Source organism: Hyphomonas jannaschiana VP2, assembly GCF_000685215.1.
Lineage (GTDB): Bacteria > Pseudomonadota > Alphaproteobacteria > Caulobacterales > Hyphomonadaceae > Hyphomonas > Hyphomonas jannaschiana.
Genome location: NZ_ARYJ01000003.1, coordinates 303,613 through 321,213, shown reverse-complemented (window position 1 = coordinate 321,213; position 17,601 = coordinate 303,613). Strand labels below are relative to the sequence as shown.

The 17,601-nt window shown below is 60.2% G+C and carries 13 protein-coding genes; 8 read left to right on the top strand and 5 right to left on the bottom strand.

The annotated features are described in order from the left end of the window. Positions 1–24: 24 nt before the first annotated feature. A complete protein-coding gene (locus HJA_RS06230) occupies positions 25–741 on the bottom strand; it encodes a TetR/AcrR family transcriptional regulator (protein WP_206741684.1) in 717 nt (238 codons plus the stop codon). 103 nt (positions 742–844) lie between these two features. Between HJA_RS06230 and HJA_RS06225 the strand changes: the two genes are divergently transcribed. Together HJA_RS06225 and HJA_RS06220 are read left to right on the top strand one after the other, a co-directional pair. After that, the gene (locus tag HJA_RS06225; protein ID WP_035579524.1) at positions 845–3,097 is read left to right on the top strand and encodes a TonB-dependent receptor; all 2,253 of its coding nucleotides are present in this window, start codon (positions 845–847) and stop codon (positions 3,095–3,097) included. 4 nt (positions 3,098–3,101) lie between these two features. Next, positions 3,102–4,508, top strand: a complete 1,407-nt coding sequence (locus HJA_RS06220) for an MFS transporter (RefSeq protein ID WP_035579523.1) — start codon at positions 3,102–3,104, stop codon at positions 4,506–4,508. An 81-nt stretch (positions 4,509–4,589) separates the two neighbouring features. Here HJA_RS06220 and HJA_RS06215 read toward each other — a convergent pair whose 3' ends face one another. The 3 genes from HJA_RS06215 to HJA_RS06205 form a co-directional block, all read right to left on the bottom strand. Beyond that, positions 4,590–6,047, bottom strand: a complete 1,458-nt coding sequence (locus HJA_RS06215) for a N,N-dimethylformamidase beta subunit family domain-containing protein (RefSeq protein WP_241764305.1) — start codon at positions 6,045–6,047, stop codon at positions 4,590–4,592. A 190-nt stretch (positions 6,048–6,237) separates the two neighbouring features. Then, a complete protein-coding gene (locus HJA_RS06210) occupies positions 6,238–6,888 on the bottom strand; it encodes a class II aldolase/adducin family protein (RefSeq protein WP_035579519.1) in 651 nt (216 codons plus the stop codon). Further along, complete coding sequence (locus tag HJA_RS06205; protein ID WP_035579517.1) at positions 6,888–7,835, bottom strand: carbohydrate kinase family protein; 948 nt, start codon at positions 7,833–7,835, stop codon at positions 6,888–6,890. The genes HJA_RS06210 and HJA_RS06205 overlap by 1 nt, the downstream gene beginning before the upstream one ends. A gap of 89 nt (positions 7,836–7,924) precedes the next feature. Here HJA_RS06205 and HJA_RS06200 point away from each other — a divergent pair, with 89 nt between their 5' ends. The 6 genes from HJA_RS06200 to HJA_RS06175 all read left to right on the top strand — a co-directional run bounded on the left by HJA_RS06200 (position 7,925) and on the right by HJA_RS06175 (position 15,931). Beyond that, positions 7,925–9,202: an aminotransferase class III-fold pyridoxal phosphate-dependent enzyme gene (locus HJA_RS06200; protein WP_035579804.1), complete on the top strand. Its 1,278-nt coding sequence runs from the start codon at positions 7,925–7,927 to the stop codon at positions 9,200–9,202. Beyond that, on the top strand, positions 9,192–10,385 hold the full coding sequence (gene alr / locus HJA_RS06195) for an alanine racemase (RefSeq protein WP_035579514.1): 1,194 nt from the start codon (positions 9,192–9,194) through the stop codon (positions 10,383–10,385). The genes HJA_RS06200 and alr overlap by 11 nt, the downstream gene beginning before the upstream one ends. Next, positions 10,382–11,614 carry a D-amino acid dehydrogenase gene (locus tag HJA_RS06190; RefSeq protein ID WP_035579512.1) on the top strand — a complete coding sequence of 411 codons (1,233 nt, stop codon included), beginning with the start codon at positions 10,382–10,384 and terminating at the stop codon, positions 11,612–11,614. Before alr ends, HJA_RS06190 begins: the two co-directional genes overlap by 4 nt. A 95-nt stretch (positions 11,615–11,709) precedes the next feature. Further along, on the top strand, positions 11,710–12,513 hold the full coding sequence (locus tag HJA_RS06185) for a metal-dependent hydrolase (protein WP_035579510.1): 804 nt from the start codon (positions 11,710–11,712) through the stop codon (positions 12,511–12,513). Positions 12,514–12,977: 464 nt separating this feature from the next. Further along, a complete protein-coding gene (locus tag HJA_RS06180) occupies positions 12,978–14,321 on the top strand; it encodes a spinster family MFS transporter (RefSeq protein WP_206741683.1) in 1,344 nt (447 codons plus the stop codon). Between the two features lie 41 nt (positions 14,322–14,362). Further along, positions 14,363–15,931 (top strand): FG-GAP repeat domain-containing protein, encoded by a 1,569-nt coding sequence (locus tag HJA_RS06175; RefSeq protein ID WP_206741682.1) that lies wholly within the window; start codon positions 14,363–14,365, stop codon positions 15,929–15,931. A gap of 6 nt (positions 15,932–15,937) precedes the next feature. On the opposite strand, the gene HJA_RS06170 is transcribed toward HJA_RS06175, so the two are convergent. Beyond that, on the bottom strand, positions 15,938–17,590 hold the full coding sequence (locus tag HJA_RS06170; protein ID WP_035579508.1) for a carboxylesterase/lipase family protein: 1,653 nt from the start codon (positions 17,588–17,590) through the stop codon (positions 15,938–15,940). Positions 17,591–17,601: the final 11 nt, after the last annotated feature.

The window sequence follows — 17,601 nt, the reverse complement described above, 5'->3', positions numbered from 1 at the left end:
CTCTCTCCGGCCCACCACTGACCCTCAGGAGTCAAGCTGAGAGTAGTATGTCACCATCATTCTGGCGAGATCGACACAGATTTGACGCCCGTCACGCGACGGTTCCTCAAGGATCATTTCCATTCCGCTATAGGTCAGTTCTGTCGTCAGACAAGCGGCTTCCAACAATCGCTCACGAGATGCCGTGTGCCCGGCCGCAACCATGGCATCCGCCATCCGTTCGGCGACCATATCCCTGGAAGCGATGCGCACCTCACGCAGAAGTGGGATCGCCCGCAAAGCACGCAGAACGAAGATATTGCCGGGGAACTGCCGAGTAATTTCATTCACGCGCTCTTGCAGGCGGACATTGCTCGCAACCGCAGCATCGAAATCTTCGGTTTCAAGTCCTCCTTCATCAATCCAGGAAAGCACGGCTTCGTCCTGCAACGCCATCAGCCGGTCGCCCAGTTCGCGCAAGATGGCATACTTATTCGGGAAATAACGGTAGAGCGCCGGCGGCGTCAGCCCGGCACGGCGGCAGACAAGATTGGTCGACAGGCGTTCCAGGCCGACTTCGTCCAACAGGTTGCCTGTCGTTTCCAGGATCAGTTCATATGTATCCTGAGACCGCGTCTGTTGCGGTTGCTGTTTGGCCGTCGTGGAGACCTGCTTTCGCTTTTCGACCGTCTTGCGGGAAGGCGGTCTTTTTTGAGGGCTCATTATTTGTCTATCTCCATGCGTCCATTGCTCATAAATCACTCATCTCAAAGAAACATCACAAAACGGTAATTAAAACTATTGTAAAATCGCTAGTGATCGCTATCCATTCGTTCCGATAGGGATGGAAGGAAAGGACACTGTCATGAGAAACCTCTTGATCGGTACGGGCGCTGCAGCGCTCCTGTGGAGCGGTACGGCCGCCGCGCAAACAGCTTCGGAACCACAGGAAGACGAAACAGCGCGCCTCGAAAGCATAGTCGTGACAGCGCAGAAACGCACTGAAAACGTGCAGGACGTGCCGATCGCCATCACGGCCCTCTCTGCCTCGACCCTCGAAAAGCAGCGTGTCGAGAACGTCACCTCGCTCGACAATCTCGTCCCCGGCCTGCGCATTGCTGCGGCTGACGCGGCCGCGAATCCGAAGATTTTCATCCGCGGCGCTGGCCTGAATGACTTTAACCCGACCTCTTCCAGCGGCGTCGGCCTCTATGCGGATGGTGTCTATATCGGTTCACCGCTTGCCCAATACTCAGCCTTCTATGACCTTGATCGTGTTGAGGTTCTTCGCGGACCACAGGGAACCCTCTACGGCCGTAATACAACGGGTGGCGCCATCAACGTGATCGCCAAGCGTCCAACCTTCTCGCCGGAAGGCTATGCATCGATCGAATACGGCAGTTTTGACGCGCTGGACGCAACGTTCGGCTTCGGCGGCCCGGTTGTCAGCGACAAGCTCGCATTCCGCCTTGCCGGCCAGTATTCCGAGGACGAAGGGTATTCCACCAATACTGTCACAGGGAACAAGGTAAACAATGCAGAGCACTATGCCCTGCGCGGTTCACTTCTCTATACGCCGGACGACAAGACTGACGTACTGCTGACGCTCAACACTTTCACCAACCTTGGCGGCGCAGTACAGCCGAAATCACGCCAGCTGTTTCCGGCCGATCCATCCGCCGCTGGTGCTGACGGTGTCTGCGCACCGGCCTACTATCGCAGCGGTCTCTGCACCGACGCGCTCGGCTTTGCAGACACGAATCCCGATCCGTACAAAGTGACTGCCGATATCGAAGGCAAGGACAAGATCTCCCTGTGGAGCGCTGCCCTCACCGTTGACCGCGAAATCGGCGACCTGACACTTACTTCCATTACGGCTTATCAGGACGTCGAGCGCAGGGCGCACGAAAACACCGACTCCAGCCCACTGCAGATGCTGGAAGCCTACTATTTCAATAATCAGAAACAGCTCTCTCAAGAACTGCGTCTGGCATCTGACGGCGAAAAGCTGAAATGGGTGGTCGGCGCATATTACATGAATGACGAAACGACCAGCGATAGCGCCTACGACATCCTTCGCATCCTGCGTCCTCTGTTCGTCTCGCCAAGCAACCCGACGGGTGCCAGCCCGGAGAACTCGGTCATCTTTCTCGGCTATCCGTATACGCAGGAAACAGACTCCTATGCGGTCTTTGGCCAGGCAGACTATGAGATCGCACCCCGGCTCTTCCTGACGGCAGGTCTTCGCTGGTCTGCAGACGAGAAGTCGATGGACTACTCAACCATTGCGGAACAGGCGGTCACGCTCTTTACCTACCAGGCCGACAAGACCTTCAGCGACTGGTCAGGAAAAATCGGATTGAAATATGACCTGACCGATACGACGAACCTGTTCGCAAGCTATAGTCGCGGCTATAAATCCGGCGGTTTCTTCGGCGGTAATGCGGACAGCCCGGAGCAAATCGAGCCGTACAATAACGAAACGGTCGACGCTTTCGAAGTCGGCTCAAAGAGCGATCTGCTCGGCAACCGCCTTCGGATGAACCTGTCTGGCTTCTACTATGACTATCAGGACATCCAGGCCTATTCGACAGTCGAACGTGGCGGCCTCACCGTTCAGGTGCTGGACAATGCAGCCTCCGCCGAGATGTACGGCGCGGAAGCAGAGTTTGTAGCCCGTCCAATCGCCAATCTTGATCTGTCGCTTGGACTTGCCTGGCTGCATGCTGAATATGGCGACTACAAATCGCTGGGCGACGACTATTCCGGCAACAAGATGCCGCAAGCTCCAGAGTTCAGCCTGACAGGCCGCGGCGCTTACACGATTGATCTCGACTCCGGCTTCCAGATCACACCGAGCGTTGATGTATCTTACCGATCGAAGGTCTACTTCGACAGCACCAACCGGGAGCGTCTGTCCGATCCCGAGCTGTGGCTCGTCGGTGCCGAACTGTCGATCCTGACACCGGGCGGCCATGTCGAAGGGGGCCTCTGGGGCCGCAACCTGACGGATGAGGCTTACCTCACTTCGGCCAACCCGATCGACAGCCTCGGCGTTGACCTGCTGACCTATTCGCGCCCGCGCAGCGTGGGTGTGTTCCTCCGCTACCGGTACTAGTGCCATGGCGATCATGTCCGCCGGACCGGAGGTAACGGACACCTCTGACGCAATCTCCGGTTCGCGGAAATTGGACCGTTCCGCCTGGTCATGGGCAACCTACCAGGCGGGGCGAGATCCCTATATCGGGCTCGTCAACGGCTTCCTCTTCGCGCCTTATTTTGCAACCACGGTTGTTGGAGACGGCGTGAAAGGCCAGGCCATGATCGCCCACATGGGCATGATTTCCGGCCTCACCGTCGCGTTTGTGGCCCCTGTGCTCGGCGCAACGGTCGACACGCTCGGTCCACGGAAGCCCTGGCTAGCACTCGTCACAATCATCCTCCTGCCGCTGATGATGAGTCTCTGGTTTGCTGCCCCCGGAGGTACAATCCTCCCGCCCTGGATCGTTGTCTGCATCTTTGGAGCAATCTCGGTTCTGCTCTCGTGCGGAGAGGTCCTGTTCTCTTCCATGCTGACATCAGCAGCAGCTCCGCGAATGCGGCCTATGGCGTCCGGACTTGCCCTGTCGCTCGGCAATGTCACGTCGATTGCGCTCCTTCTGTTTATCCTTCTGGCTCTGATGCTGCCCGACAAGCCGATGTTCGGTCTGTCCAAGGAGGCCTACGAACCCGACCGTATCGTGCCGGTCCTTGTAGCACTGAACTTTGCCGTCTGCGCCATTCCGCTGTTCCTTTTCAGCAAAGATGCAGACCATACCGGCAGCAAGGCAGACGGTGCCTCAGTGAAGGCGGGCGTTGGCGCGCTCTTTTCGCTGATACGGAACTGGAAGCAGAATTCCGACGCGATGATCTACCTGCTCGCCCGTACGCTGGCGCAGGATGCCGGCGGCGTGCTGCTTATTCTCTGTGGCGTCTATGCCGCGGGCGTTATGGGATGGGATGGCACGCAAATGCTGGTTTATGGACTTCTCGGCTGTGTTGCCGGCCTGATTGGCGGTGTTCTCGCTGGCTGGCTAGACGAAACATTCGGGCCGAAGATTGCTTTCCAGATCGAGATCGCCGGTTCCGTGATTGGTCTGATCGGAATCATCGGCGCATCGCCCGCGCGAATTCTGTTCCTGCCGATAGCAGATCCTCAGCCCGTCTGGAACGGACCGATGTTCACCACCCTGCCCGAACTCGTCTTTGTCTTCTTCGGCTTCCTCGGCTTCGTGTTCCAGATCGCAGCCTGGTCTTCCAGCCGCACATTGCTAACCCGGCTCGCGCCGGCTTCCCAGATGGGCGCTTTCTTCGGACTTGCTGCGCTGGCCGGCAATTCCACGAGTTGGCTGGGGCCCATGTTTGTAGGGATATTCACCAGTATCTTCCATTCGCAGCAGGCCGGGTTCGTCCCTGTAACCATTCTGTTCGCGGCGGGGTTTGTCCTTCTCTTCTTCGTGAAGGGAGGCGGAGCCATCGAAAAGACCTGAGTTTCATTTCGGACTCTCCAGAATACAAAAAAGGCGCGGGAGAACCTCCCGCGCCTTTGAGTTTCCCAGGAAGAGGTATGTCTATCCGACGACCGAAGAAGTCACATATTTCGACTTCGTGACCCCAAACCGGTTCAGGACATTTCGGGTAATGGTTTCAATGAACGGATCCTTCGCCGCCAGGCCGTGCGCCCACTCGGTCGTACCGGTATTGAACACTTCGCCCTTGCCGCGCTGGAAACTTGCCAGCATTGCGTGGCCGCGCAGAAGGCGTTTTTGCATTGCTTCCGAACCGTCGCCATAGATGGCCTCGGCAATCACATCCAGTTTTTCCGGCGGGATCATGGGTGCATAACCGCTCTCCGGATCTTCACCCAGCGTCACCGGCGCAATTCCGATAATTTCAAGATTGGCCGGAACACCTCCCACGGTCAGCGCTTTCGGCAGGCCATCCTCTCCGAACTCAAAAAGGCAACCATCACTTTCGTACCCGATCAGCGGAACATCGGCACCAAGCTGGTCACCATAGAACAGGTCTGTTCCTTCCAGTGCCCAGTGCTTGTCATCGTAGATCGTAAAGCCCGATGAACCACGCGACACGCACATGCCGAGACGATGGTAGCCGCCGAAATTGAAGCTAAGCCCTGTCAGTTCCGCTTCCGGCGCCTTGAAGGCCGGATGCGACCAGAGATGTGTGGCCTTCTCCGCACCGACATCTTCCGATGTGAACCCTTTCCATTTGTGGCAGACATAGGTCTTGCCATCATCCTCCCAACGAACCTTCCAGAAGCAGGTGTTGCCCGAAAGGATCGCCGCATAGCCGCCATTGTCGACGAAGCGTTCGACCTGCGCCCGTTCGTTGCCAGACCAGTATTCCGAATGGCCGACAAAGAATGCGGATGTATAAGCTGAAAGAAGATCCGGGTCCGTATCAAGATCGTAATCGGTCACATAGTCGAATACGTAGCCTTCGGACTCGGTCCAGGCCGCAAAGGCGTGCTCCCACTTATGAAGAAAGCCAGCCGAGCCGTCATAGGGCGAAATATGATGCTTGCGCATCCACTCCGGATTTGCCGCCCACGGTTTTTCCCTGAACTCTCGCTTGCGCATATTGATCAACCGCGGGGCGCCTTCCGGCGCGGCGATAATCATCTGCGTAAAAGGCCGCTGGGTGGAAAGGACGCCGATTGCCTGATCCATCGCCTCGTCGAATGGCACCTTGCCGGTCATCAGTCCGGTGACATTGGAATAGGCGTTCGCACCGCCCCACCAATTGTAGGAATGGTAAGTATTCGTCGCGAGCACCAGGACAGCCTTCGACCCCGTCGTGCCGGCCTTCGGTTTGATGCAGACAAAATGGTGTGTCTCTTCTCCCGATGCCTCGGTCAGCAGAATATCATAATAGCCACTCCGCCAATCCTCACCGGCGGTGAGTTCCAGTGCCACTGGCCAGCCGCAGCCATCGCGATCTGCGTGCGGCGGCACCGGGTGATGATCCGCCACGACACCTTCCATCGTCAGGACAACATCGCGCTCCATGCCGACACGAGCGATCTCCAGACGGCAGGGCCCATGCTCCACACTGATATGGAGAGCAAAAGCTTCACCGGGGCAAAGGCTCAGGCGGTCTGTATAACATGCGAGCATATGAGGTTCCGATCATTCCTTATGGACCAATAGTAGCGATCATTACCATATGTGAAGATACGCTCAAGACATGCCCCGAAGGTCATTTCTTCTTCTGCCCATAGGATCGAAACCGGTCAGCAATGCGCACCATTTCATCATCCGACAGCAAGCTTGGGCCACCGATCGCAAGTGTGCCCCAATAGATGGCCGCCTGCTCCTCGACCTCTTCGGCGATGAGCAAAGCTGCCTTGAGGCTTGGCGCCGCAACGATCTGGCCATGATTGGCCATCAGCGTCGCATATTGACCGGCCAGCGCCTCACAGACGGTTTCCGCAAGTTCCGCCGAGCCGAACGTCGCATAAGGCGCAACAGGGATCGATGCGCCACCGCTGACTGCAACCATATAATGGAGGGCTGGTATGGGGCGATTGGCACAGGCGAGTGTCGTTGCATAGCGCGAGTGGCAATGCACCACGGCATTGGTGTCCGGGCGAAGCTGCAGCAACTTCAGATGCATCAGCCACTCGCTGGACGGCTTCATGCCCGCCGGATCATAGCTGCCATCGGCAGCCAGTCGCACAATATGTTCGGGCTTCAGAGAGGATGGCGGCACCCCCGTCGGCGTCACAAGCGCGCCATCGCCCAGTCGTGCCGATACATTGCCGGACGTGCCACGGTTCAGTCCCCGGGCATCCATTGCCGCCATGACCTCGACGATCTGTTCGCGCAGTTTTGCTTCCTGTTCGTCCATTACTCGGTGACCTCCAAGACTGGCAGCGTTTTTGTGGCTCCCTCCACCTGCTCGAAACTTTCTAACTTGCCATAAGTCGCGAGCCCCTGTGCCACCATCGCGGCAGTCGCGGCAGCGAATGTCAGCGCGTCGACATCGTTCAGTCCCCGTAAATGTGCAGCAATGAAGCCGGCGCAGAAGGAATCTCCGCAGGTCGTTGTATCGACGACCTCCACCTTGAAGGCCGGCAACCGTCCACGCAGCGGACCAGCGGCCATGACAGCGCCGCGGCCACCGTCCTTGATGACGCAGTTCTTTGCACCCATAGCCACAAAGGCATCGGCAGCTTCCCGCAGGTCGTCTTTCCCGGTCAGCATGCGGGCTTCGTCCGCGCTCGGCAGGAACCAGTCAACATAAGGAAGGAGACGGGCGAGTTCGTCCTTTGCATCGGGACGCGGCGCGATGAGGTCGCAGAACACCTCTGCACCGCCTTCTTTCGCCGCTTTCAGAAGCTGTTCCCCAGGCCCACCATCAAATGTCGGCGCGCCGATACCTCCATAATGGAGACAACGTACCGAAGCGGCTGCCTTCATCAGGGCATCCGTCAGGGGAGGCACAGAGCCTGCCCCCGGCGCATGCAGGGTCGGCCGGCGCCCTTCATGATCAATCGGTAGAATTGTGGTAGAAGTCGGATACCCCTCCAGTGTGTTCAGGAGGCTTGTGTCCACACCGCCGTCGTCAAAAGCAAACCGGACAAACTTTCCTGTGAGATCACTTCCGATAGCCCCAGCGACACCCGTGCGGACGCCAAGCCGGGCCGCAACACAGGCCGCCCCGCCTGCTGTTCCAGCCGGTGCGCAAGCGATCTGCTCGATCAGTCGCCCTTCTTCATCCGGCGGAATTTCCGTGATTGGCCGCCCTACAACATCCAGCGTCGTCAGGCCGACACACAGAAGATCGAGTTTCATCCGGTTTTCTCCCAAATCTATCTTGCGAACATATCCGTCTCGAGTATGATAGTCAAAACTATCTTATTCGGATGCGCAGTGAGGACAACATGTGGACCAACTCTGAAGACAAGTCGCTTCGTGAACGCGCAGAAGCCGTAATTCCCGGCGGTATGTATGGCCACCAATCGGTTCGACTGCTGCCGGATGACTATCCTCAGTTCTTCGAGCGCGCCTCCGGCGCTTATCTGTGGGACGCTGATGGCAATAAATATATCGACTATATGTGCGGCTACGGCCCGAACCTGTTTGGATACGGCCATGAAGGCATTGATGCCGCCTATATCGCCCAGCTGAAGAAGGGCGACACGATGACCGGCCCATCCGGTCTGATGGTGGAACTTGCCGAACAGATGACCTCCATGGTCTCCCATGCGGACTGGGCGATGTTCTGCAAGAACGGTACAGACGCGACCACCATGGCACTGATGATCGCCCGCAACTTCACCCGGAAGAAAACCATTGTCCTCGCCAAAGGTGCCTATCACGGGGCCGCGCCCTGGTGCACACCGCTGAAGAATGGCACCACACCCAACGACCGCGCCAACCAGATCTTCTACACCTATAATGACGTCGAAAGCCTCGAGGCTGCCGTGAAAGAAGCGGGCGACGACCTTGCCGCTATCTTCGCTGCGCCGATCAAGCACGACACATTCATCGACCAGGAAGATCCGACACCTGAATATGCCCGCCGCGCCCGCGAACTCTGCGACGAAGCCGGCGCGTTGCTGGTTGTGGACGATGTCCGCGCAGGTTTCCGGCTCGCCCGCGATTCCAGCTGGTCACGTGTCGGTGTGAAACCCGATCTCTCCAGCTGGGGCAAGGCGATTGCCAACGGCCACCCGATCTCGGCCCTGCTGGGCGCGGAAAAAGCCCGCAATGCGGGCGCCACCATTTATGCCACCGGGTCATACTGGTTCTCCGCAGCACCGATGGCCGCGGCCATCGAGACGATGAAGCTGATCCGCGAGACCGACTATCTCGAGCGCACACAGGCCCTCGGCCAGCGCCTGCGCAAAGGCCTCGACGAAGCCGCGAACCGCAACGGCTTCGCCCTGCGCCAGACAGGCCCGGCGGAGCTGCCGCTGATAATGTTCAATGACGATCCGGGCTTGTCCAAAGGCTATGCCTGGAACCAGGCCCTGATGAAGCGCGGCGTCTACTTCCATCCGTGGCACAATATGTTCATCTGCGCTGCCATGACCGAAGCGGACATCGACCATACGCTGGACGTCGCGGATGAGGCGTTCAGGGTTGTGCGTGATGCCGGTCCGCTTCCGCCGGTCGAGAAGCTCGCCATTCTGGGCATTCTCGCGGATGACAACTGAGGCAGCCTTTCCCGCCCCCTGCCTGCCTGACCAGACCGTTTCGAACCGACCGCCCTGCAGGGATGAGGCCGGGCGGCTGATCGTCGATCTCGGCGCTGTTGCGGAAAACTGGCAGAGGCTGGGCCGGATGCACCCGGCATCACGCGTCGGCGCCGTGGTCAAGGCGAACGCCTACGGCCTTGGCGCAGAACGGATTTCTCCGATGCTGGCAGAGATCGGCTGCCGTGAGTTCTTTGTTGCCCACCTGGCTGAAGCGCTTGTTCTCAAATCCCTGCTGCCGGGCAGCGCCGCGCTCTATGTGCTCAACGGACTGGCGCCGGGCAGCGAAGCGCTGTGTGCCGAGGCCCGGATCATTCCGGTGCTGAACACGCTGGAGCAGGCCCTCGACTGGGCGGCCACGGCGCGCGAGCTGGGCCGGACGCTTCCGGCGGCACTTCAGGTGGACACGGGCATGTCCCGGCTGGGTCTCAGTGCGACGGAACTGGACCACCTCATGACTATGCCGGACTATACCGGATCAGTGACGCATCACCTGCTGATGACGCACATGGCCTGCGCGGACACTCCGGACGCCCCGGCGAACGCCCGCCAGATCGAACGCTTCCGGCACTTCTCCAACCGCCTGCCCGGCGTCCCCTGCTCGATTGCAAATTCGGCCGCCACGCTCAGCCTGCCCTCGTCGGCGGGGCATGTTCTCAGGCCCGGCCTTGCCCTCTATGGCGTCGCGCCCGGCCCAGGCATGGGGGCTGACCTGCAGCCTGCCGTCTCGCTGGAGGCACGCATCATCCAGATCCGCCGGATCGAAGCCGGCACGGGCGTCGGCTATGGCCTCGACTATGTCGCGCCGGGTCCGCGGCGGATCGCGACGATTTCCGCGGGTTATGCCGATGGCTGGCCTCGGGCGCTCAGCGGCAAAGGCGGCGCCGTCTGGTTCCGCGGTCATCGCCTGCCCCTGGTCGGACGGGTGTCGATGGACAGTTGCGCGGCCGATGTAACGGACGTTGCTGACCACCTGATCCGCCCCGGTGACACAGTCGAACTGATCGGCCCGAACCAGTCGGTTGCGGATCTCGCGCAGCTGCTGGCCACAACGCCCCATGAAATCCTGACAGGTCTCGGGCGCCGTTTCGCCCGGACCTATTTGCATGAGCCGCCCGCGGGCGCAGAGGAGACACCGGAATGAAAGTCGTCGTACTTGGCGGCGGCGTGGTGGGCATCACCACGGCCTATTATGCGGCGCGCGATGGCCACGAGGTGACCGTTATCGATCGCATGCCCGGGCCTGCGCAGGAAACCAGCTTTGCCAATGCCGGCGAAATCTCGCCCGGCTATGCCGCCCCATGGGCATCACCCGATGTGCCTGCGAAAGCCCTGAAATGGCTGTTCATGGAGCATGCGCCCCTGATCCTGCGCCTGCAAAGCATCGACCCGGCCATGGTGACATGGGGGCTCGCCATGCTGCGCAACTGCACCTCTGAACGCTATGCGGCAAACAAGGCGAAGATGGTGCGCCTGGCGACATACAGCCGTGACATGCTGCAGTCACTACGGGCCGAGGAAGGCATCGAGTACGACCAGCGCTCTCAAGGCACGCTGCAGGTATTCCGTACCCAGAAGCAATACGAAACGGCTGCCCGTGACATCGAAGTCCTGAAAGCCAGCGGCATTACTTTCGAGCTGCTGGACCGTGCGGGCTGCTGCCAGGCGGAACCGGGCCTTGCCGGCGCCGCCGAACCAATCACCGGCGGCCTGCGCCTGCCGGGGGACGAGACGGGTGACTGCTTCAAGTTCACAAACGCCCTGGCAGAGATTGCGCAGGCGCGCGGCGTACAGTTTCAATGGAACACGATGGTGGACGGCCTGAGCGAACATGATGGCATCGTCACCGCACACATCGGTTTGCAAGCCGTGGAGGCGGACGCGTTTGTGCTCGCCGGGGGCAGCTGGTCGCCCCAGCTGACGCGTCAGGTCGGCATCCGGCTGCCGATATATCCCGTGAAGGGCTATTCCATCACGCTGCCGGTCGTGGATGAACAGTATGCACCGCAATCGACTTTGCTGGACGAGACGTTCAAAGTCGCAACGACGCGTCTCGGTGATCGTGTGCGTGTCGGTGGCATGGCCGAGCTTGCCGGGTTCGACCGCAGCCTCCATCCAAAACGCCAGCGCACACTCGAGCGCTCCGTGTTCAGCCTGTTCCCCGGACTCGCCGAAACGCAGGAACGCAATTTCTGGTGCGGGCACCGCCCGATGACGCCGGACAGCGTGCCCTTTGTCGGCCGGTCGAAGCACCGGAACCTCTGGCTGAACACCGGACATGGAACGCTCGGCTGGACCATGTCCTGCGGATCGGCGCGCATGATTGCCGATGGGATTTCGGGGCGCCATCCCGAGATGAACCTTTTGAATTAGGCACTTCTGCCATCCGCCGGAATACGATTCCCAAGATTGACAAACCATGCGCGCCCAATAAGATAGTTATTACTACTTTTTTGAGGAAGGCCATTATGACTTCGATCAAGCCACGGAATTTAAGCTTTGACCTCGGTTCAGCGCTTGCAGCCGAGTGGAATGATGACGATTGGTTCAGAACGGCTTTCTTCAATTCGATGTCGATCCTTTTTCCGTATGGGGAAAAATCGTTCATCGACAGCGTGCGTGCGCACGAGGCGTGCGTCAGGGATGAATCCTTGCGCGAGGCCGTCCGCGGCTTCATGGCACAGGAATATGTTCACCGCCGGGAGCATCAGCGGTTCAACGAACGTCTTTGCGAGTTGAGAGGATACGACCTCGACTATCTGGAAGGCGCGATCCGCGGCGACGCCAAAACGCTTCAGGATATGGATCCGTTATTCTGGCTGGCCACGACCGTGGCCTACGAACACCTCACTGCGACCATCGCAGGCCAGTTGCTGAAACAGGACGGCTGGATCGAGAACGCCAATTCGGATGTCGCCCAGGTCTGGCGCTGGCATGCTGTCGAAGAGATCGAGCACAAGTCCGTGGCCTTCGACGTCTATAAGGCGGCTGGCGGCACTCAGGGCATGCTTCGCAAAGCCATGGTGCTCATGAGCTGGGAGTTTCTGGTCCGCTACCAATTGCGCAGCCTGCTGCACATGTACCGGCGGGATAAACCGCCATTCTGGCGCACCGTCGGTCAGGCCATGCGTTTTCTTTTTGCGCGCGGCGGCCTTATTCGCGGAAACTGGACGCACTATTGGAAGTTCTTCCGCAAGGACTTCCACCCGAATGACATCGACGACACCGTCGTTCTGGACCGTGCGATAGATCTCTACGGCCTCGCGCACTGAGGCTTTGATTTCCTGAGCTGAAGCGTGGGATCCCCTCGTAAGGCTGTCTTTCGTCTCAGGTCAGCTGAGGGTGGGCTGACACGGTGGATGGACATACCGCCTCACAGCTTTTCGGAACGTGCGCCGCCACAGCCATGCCGCGGCTCACGGACAGCGCACCGCCTGCAGGGCCTTTACAGACAACTTATCCAGCCGCCCGTAGCTCGGCAGGGCAGCCTCTTGTCCATCGCAGACAAGACTGCCTTCCTGTCACGATTGACTTCACTCACTTTTGAGTGAATATCTTGCGACCACGTCCGCAACCTTTTGACTCGCCTATCTCATCGCCTGCGCTCGTTCCGGATAACCGGGGCCCCTGTCCCCCAGCCGAAGCAAGCCCCCTTCTCGCACGGGAGACACCCTGCACGTTCGCACTCTTCAGCCGCAGCAAGCGGCGCACAAAAAATTCCACATGGGAGGAAAAAGTGACGGCCGAAAACATTCAGTCCGCACAGACGGGCGCGCCCGGACCACAGCCAGCGACGGATCAGCCACGGACCGCCTACTCAAGCGGGCCTTACCGGATTTACGTCCTTCTGATCCTGACAACCGTTTACGTTCTCAACTTCGTGGACCGGCAACTGCTGGTGATCCTGCAGGAGCCGATCAAGGCCGAACTGAACCTGTCGGACACTCAACTCGGCCTGCTGACCGGCTTTGCCTTCGCGCTCTTCTACGTGATTTGCGGTATCCCGATCGCCCGTTGGGCGGATCAGGGAGTCCGCCGCAACATCATTGCACTCGCACTGACCGTCTGGAGTGCGATGACGGCCATATGTGGTCTCGCCGGGAATTATACACACCTCCTGCTGGCCCGTATTGGCGTCGGCGTCGGCGAGGCAGGCGGCAGCCCGCCAGCCCACTCCATGATTTCGGATATTTTCAAGCCGAAGAACCGCGCCCTTGCGCTGTCTGTCTATTCCATCGGCATCTATATCGGCATCCTGATCGGCTTTGCCCTCGGCAGCCGGATTGCCGAAACGTTCGGTTGGCGCCTCGCTTTCTTCGTGGTCGGCTTGCCCGGCATAGTGATTGCGCTGGTGGTACGGCTGACGGTCCGCGAACCCATTCGGGGCTGGTCCGAGGGCACTGAAAAGAAGAGCATCGCGGCCCCGCCGGCGCTCGATGTGGCCCGCCTCCTCTGGACCCGGGTTTCTTTCCGGCACATCGCCATGGCGGCCAGCCTTCAGGCCTTCCTCATCTATGGCATCGGCAACTGGTTCCCCTCCTACTTCCTGCGCAACTTCGAGCTAAGCCTCAGCACGGTGGGCACCTGGATGGCTCTGACGAACGGCATTGGCGGTGCGCTGGGATCCTTCTTCGGCGGCTGGATGGCCGACAAGTTCGGGGCGCGCGACGCTCGCTGGTATCTCTGGACACCGGGCATCCTCACCTTCCTGATCGTCCCGGTCCTGCTCGTCGCGCTGACGTCGGACTCTGTTCTCGTCGCACTGATCCTGACGGCGCCGTTCCACTTCCTGACGGCCGCTTATCTTGGCGCGGTCATTGCGGTCTCGCACAGCCTGGTCAACGCCCGGATGCGGGCCCTGACCTCAGCCATCCTCTTCTTCATCCTGAACCTGATCGGCCTTGGCCTCGGCCCGCTGATCGTGGGCACGCTCAGCGATATTTTCGCGACCTCCGGCTTCAGGTCCCCACTCGCGACAGCCATGCTGATCTGCGGCGTGATCGGCGCGCTCTGGGCTTGCCTGCACTATGTGCTCGCCGCAAGAAATATCCGGGCAGACATTGAGAGGCTGGAACTGTGAGGAAGACACCGGACACCCGCGCACTCTTTCGCAGATCGCTTTTGCTCGGCTCCGCCGTGCTGGTGACATCGGCCTGCCAGTCAGCGACCAGTCCTCCTCCGGCGGACATGCCGCCTGCGATCCTGACCGTCGCCGACACACCCAGCGACGCGCAGGCACCTGATGGCCGGTATATTTCGTGGCAGGAACATACGGTCGACGATGAGCAGGTAAATGGCGGACTTCCGATCCGTGGCGGCGACGGCCTTGCCATGGCGGATCTCGACGGCGACGGATACCTCGACATCGTGTCGGTTCACGAGGACTCGAACCATCTGCGTATCGCCTTCGGAACCGCCGATCCTGATACCTGGATCAACATCACGGTCGCGGAGGGCGCGGAAGTCGGCGCCATCGAGGATATTGCCATTGGAGACATCGACGGCGATGGCTGGCCAGACCTCGTCGCGGCCTGCGAAGAGGCGCATCTGCTCTATGTCCAGAACCCCGGCAAGGATTTCCGCTCGGCAAGATGGGACCGCATCATTCCGCAAGTCACGGAGGGACGCGGTTCGTGGCTGCGTGTTTTCATCACGGATATGGATGGGGACGGACGGCTGGATGTGCTTGCCGCCAACAAGGGCACAGCCGACATTCTCGACCCGAACCACCCAGGCGCGGCGCACCCGACATCCCTGTTCCGTCTACATGGCGACCCGCTGCAGCAGGACAGCTGGCAGGAACAGGCCCTGTCATGGGAAGTGGTGCCGAATACGGCCATGCCGGTCGACATCGACAATGATGGCGACCCGGACGTGCTGGTCGCGGCGCGGCAGATGATGGAAATGGCGGTCCTCGAAAACACCGGCACACTGCCGGACGGCAGCCTCGCTGTTACAGCGCACCCGATCGCGATCACGGCAGGCTTTCCTGTTCCGCCCGGCTGGACCGGTATGTCCAATGCCTTTCAGTCCGCTTTCGCAGACCTTGATGGCGACGGGCGCAAGGACCTGATCGTGTCGGTTCACGAAGCATCGCCAGAGGAATCCGGCAACCCGATGATCGGCGGGCTCGGCTGGCTGAAACAGCCGGAGAACCTCGACCAACCCTGGACCTTCTACCGGATCGGCAACACCCTCCCGGATCTCATTGCAGGCATTGCGATGGCAGACATCGATGGCGACGGCGACCTCGACGCCATTACAGGCGGGTATTCCGGTCTCAACATTCTCGCCGGGGCCTATTCAGGGGCCTCCCGCGCCGAGGACAGTCCCGGCGTCACGGCCAGCTCCACCGTGGGACGCATCGCCTGGTTCGAGAACCCCGGCAACGTACGTAAGGACTGGAAAAGACACGACATTTCCCGGCGCGTGCGGGGCATGTATGACGGTTTCATCCCGCGGGACATGGACGGCGACGGTGACGTCGACCTCGTTTCAACGCGGGGGAACAGCGGTGTTTATGACGGTGTCTTCTGGCTGGAACAGATGCGCACGCCAGCGCCGCAGAAGGCGTTCACTCCGGCTCGCAGCGAAGACAGCCGGGCCCTGCCCTTACCGCCCGGGAACTGGCGTGATCATTACGATACCGGGATCACCTACACCGCGCCGAACAAGACCGAACACGAATAGGTTCTCTTATTCTGCGTCGTCCCCTGCGGCATCCCTCAGGGGCTGCGCTCCCAGGCCGATATTCAGGAACCAGGGCTCACCGGCCGCCTTGCGTTGGGCGACCAGTTGCTCGTGCAGTTCGAACATTCCGGGCATGGGATCGGTGCGACTTCTCAGGGTCTGACCAATATCAAGGTATGACTGATCCTGATCATAGGATGACCATACCGGACCATAGACGCTCTCCGGCCGGCCTGTTGCAGCGAAGGACGTCCAGTAATCCAGCAGGGTGTCGGAGATGGCCCGATCCTGGTCGCCGTCCGGAACGGGCCAGTTCGGAGGCAGGATTTCCGAATCCAGATTGCCGAACACGAACGGCAATTCACTCGCATGGAAGGCACAGAGATCCGCGGCCTCTGCAGCCGGGTAGCAATAGTCGAAGACATACATGAACGCCGGCTGTCCCGCTGCGGCTTCCTTCCGGACGATCCGCTCAGCCGCCCAGCCATAGATCGCGTCGCGTAACGTGGCGAGGATCGATCCCTGCAGGTCGTCAGCGGGATATATGTCGAGGAACGCCTCCGTCATGTCGCCATACCGCGCGGCGATCTCCGCTTCGTAGGTCTCGGCGGAATCCGGCGGGCGCGGCGCGAAGGCACGCTGGGAGCGGACTTCACCGCTGTTGAACCCGGCGAGGACGGGCACTTTTGCGAAACGGCCCGTATCGAAAGCATCGACAATCTGAAGCGGCAGCACTTTGCCGTCGATCGTGCCCTGCGCGAAAAATCCCGCCCGGTTGGTCAGGTCCTGAGCGTCCATGGCGCGGGCAGCGTCCAGCGTTTCCAGGCCAAGGCTCTCAAAGACTGAAGCCCCCGTCGCTTCTGCCGATGGCAGGCCGTAAGCCGCTGTTTTGAGCTCCGGGAAATTCCGCGCATTGGGGCTCTCGATAATCGCCTTGTGGAAAAGGCCTTCAGCCTGCGGACTGGTCAGGAGATAGGAGACGCTGAGGGCACCCGCCGACTCCCCCATGATCGTCACATTCTCCGGATCGCCGCCAAAGGCGTGGATATTGTCCCGGACCCATTGCAGCGCTGCGATCTGGTCGCGCAGGCCGTAATTACCGGATACCCCGTCAGGCGCTTCCGCGCTGAGATCTGCATGGGCCAGATAGCCCAGCACGCCGAGGCGGTAATTGACCGAAACGAACACGACGCCGCGATCGGCAAATTCCGATCCGTCATACATCGGCTCAGCGCTACTTCCGATCCGCAGGGATCCGCCATGGATCCATACAATGACCGGGGCTGTCTCTGCATCGGCGCCAGCCCACACATTCAGGGTGAGGCAGTCCTCTGAAATTTCCGTAGGCGGATCGTAATAGAGGCTGGTTTCGGGAACCGGTGGCTGGATGCAGGCCGGACCGAAAGACGAGGCATCACGCACGCCTTCCCAGGCGGGGGCCGGCCCGGGCGCGATCCATCGCGCGCTCCCGACCGGAGGCGCCGCATAGGGGATGCCTCGAAACACATCGAGTTTGCCTTCATATTCACCCGCCAGCACGCCCTGCCGGAGTTCGACCAGGGGCCGCGCCGAGACTTCAGGCGCCGGATTGCCGCAGGCAGAAAGAGCTGTGGCTGCAATGGCCAGAAGGAGAGTCCGGAACCGGGTCTGCGAAGCCATGGTCACTCCCC

What these genes read in the sequence shown, in the direction of transcription:
- alr (WP_035579514.1), top strand. Translation starts at nt 9,192, where the DNA reads ATGACAACTGAGGCAGCCTTTCCCGCCCCCTGCCTGCCTGACCAGACC.
- HJA_RS06190 (WP_035579512.1), top strand. Translation starts at nt 10,382, where the DNA reads ATGAAAGTCGTCGTACTTGGCGGCGGCGTGGTGGGCATCACCACGGCC.
- HJA_RS06215 (WP_241764305.1), bottom strand. Translation starts at nt 6,047, where the DNA reads ATGGAGCGCGATGTTGTCCTGACGATGGAAGGTGTCGTGGCGGATCAT.
- HJA_RS06170 (WP_035579508.1), bottom strand. Translation starts at nt 17,590, where the DNA reads ATGGCTTCGCAGACCCGGTTCCGGACTCTCCTTCTGGCCATTGCAGCC.
- HJA_RS06210 (WP_035579519.1), bottom strand. Translation starts at nt 6,888, where the DNA reads ATGGACGAACAGGAAGCAAAACTGCGCGAACAGATCGTCGAGGTCATG.
- HJA_RS06220 (WP_035579523.1), top strand. Translation starts at nt 3,102, where the DNA reads ATGGCGATCATGTCCGCCGGACCGGAGGTAACGGACACCTCTGACGCA.
- HJA_RS06200 (WP_035579804.1), top strand. Translation starts at nt 7,925, where the DNA reads ATGTGGACCAACTCTGAAGACAAGTCGCTTCGTGAACGCGCAGAAGCC.
- HJA_RS06225 (WP_035579524.1), top strand. Translation starts at nt 845, where the DNA reads ATGAGAAACCTCTTGATCGGTACGGGCGCTGCAGCGCTCCTGTGGAGC.
- HJA_RS06185 (WP_035579510.1), top strand. Translation starts at nt 11,710, where the DNA reads ATGACTTCGATCAAGCCACGGAATTTAAGCTTTGACCTCGGTTCAGCG.
- HJA_RS06205 (WP_035579517.1), bottom strand. Translation starts at nt 7,835, where the DNA reads ATGAAACTCGATCTTCTGTGTGTCGGCCTGACGACGCTGGATGTTGTA.